Source organism: Alkalispirillum mobile, from assembly GCF_003664325.1.
Lineage (GTDB): Bacteria > Pseudomonadota > Gammaproteobacteria > Nitrococcales > Halorhodospiraceae > Alkalilimnicola > Alkalilimnicola mobilis.
The window spans coordinates 1-1,598 of record NZ_RCDA01000012.1; the positions used below are offsets into that span (position 1 = coordinate 1).

2 protein-coding genes are annotated in these 1,598 nt (G+C 61.0%); one reads left to right on the forward strand and one right to left on the reverse strand.

Features of this window, described 5'->3' with window-relative positions; all coding sequences use genetic code 11:
- Positions 1-34: 34 nt before the first annotated feature.
- Positions 35-1,225: an RNA-guided endonuclease InsQ/TnpB family protein gene (locus DFR31_RS13675; protein WP_245971208.1), complete on the reverse strand. Its 1,191-nt coding sequence runs from the start codon at positions 1,223-1,225 to the stop codon at positions 35-37.
- Between the two features lie 81 nt (positions 1,226-1,306).
- Between DFR31_RS13675 and tnpA the strand changes: the two genes are divergently transcribed.
- A partial coding sequence (gene tnpA, locus DFR31_RS13680; RefSeq protein ID WP_121443252.1) for an IS200/IS605 family transposase occupies positions 1,307-1,598 on the forward strand: 292 nt, incomplete at its 3' end.

The following is a 1,598-nucleotide window of genomic DNA, read 5'->3' on the forward strand; positions in this document are numbered from 1 at the left end:
TTGACATCCTCCTCGCCCTGAAGGACGAGGATTCCTACCGCGCCGGTGCCGGCATCAAGCCGGCGCCGGTGGCCTCGGTGGGTTCCTGCTTCGCAGGGGCCGCCGTGCCGGCACCTCGGTGCCGGCACGGGCTTACATCCCCTCCACAGGCCATGACGGCATGCCCTGCCGCCAGAATGTTGCGAGCGGCGTTCATGTCGGCATTTGCCGTATGACCGCAGGCAACACACTCGAAACGGGATTGGCTTCGGCGATTCTCCTTCGCCACATGCCCACACGCCGAACACGTTCGGCTGGTGTTCATCGGTGGCACCGCCACGACAATCCCGCCGCGCCACGTCTGCTTGTACTCAAGCTGGCGACGGAATTCACTCCACCCCTGATCGAGAATGGAGCGGTTGAGTCCGGCCTTGGCGCGGACGTTTCGCCCCGGTCGCTCGACTTTCCCCGACGCCGACCTGGCCATGTTCCGCACCTGCAAGTCCTCAATCACCACCGCCGCGTGGTTTTTGCTGAGGGTGGTGGTGAGTTTGTGCAGGTAGTCGCGTCGGGTGTTGCCGATCCGGGTGTGAATCTTCTGGACGCGGGCCTTGGCCTTGATCCAGTTGCGGGAGAACTTCTTTTTGCGGCTCATCGCCCGCTGGGCGCGGACGAGTTGCCGCTGGCGTTTGGCCAGGGCGTTGACCGGCGAGATGATCTCGCCGGTGGACAGCGTGGCGAAATTCGCCACCCCCACATCGACCCCAACGACGCCGCTGGCCGGGTGGCGCGGCGTCTCGACCTCGCGTTCGGTCTGAATCGAAATAAACCACTTGCCGCCGGAGGCCGACACCGTGACGTTCTTCACCGTGCCCACCACTTTGCGGCTGTTGCGGTAGCGGACCCAGACCAGCTTGGGCAGAAACAGGCGGTTGTTGCCCTGGTCGAGTTTCATGCCCTGTGGAAAACGAAAGGCATCATGCCGACCCTTCTTTTTGAAGTGAGGGAAAGCAGCCCGCTGATCGAAAAAATTCCTGTAGGCGCGTTCCAGGTCTTTGAGTGCCTGCTGAAGCGGCTGGGAAGGGGACTGGGCGAGCCATTCCGTCTCCGGGGCTGTCTTCCAGCCCACCAACTCCCTGCACAACGCCGCATAGCCCAGCTTCTTCTCCCCGGCCTCGTACCGCGCCTTCTGCAACGCCAGCGCCCGGTTGAACACGAACCGGCACGATCCGGCGAGGCGGCACATCTTCCGCTGCTGCTCGCCGTTCGGGCGCAATTCGTATTGGAAGGCTTGAAGGCGTCGCATACCTTAAAATATAGTTGGTCTATGAGCGACAAGCAAGAAATACGCACAGGTAGGCACTGTGTCTTTCAGGTGCACGTACATTTGGTCTTCGTGACCAAATACCGGCGCAAGGTGCTGGATCGAGATGCCATCGACCAACTGCGTGGCATCTTCACCAAGGTCTGTTCAGACTTCGAGGCAGAATTGGCAGAAATGGACGGCGAGGACGATCATGTCCACCTTCTGGTGAATTACCCACCCAAGGTTGCTGTTTCCACGCTGGTGAATAGCCTCAAAGGAGTTTCCAGTCGGCTGCTGCGCAAACATAGACCTG

What these genes read in the sequence shown, in the direction of transcription:
- DFR31_RS13675 (WP_245971208.1), bottom strand. Translation starts at nt 1,225, where the DNA reads ATGTGCCGCCTCGCCGGATCGTGCCGGTTCGTGTTCAACCGGGCGCTG.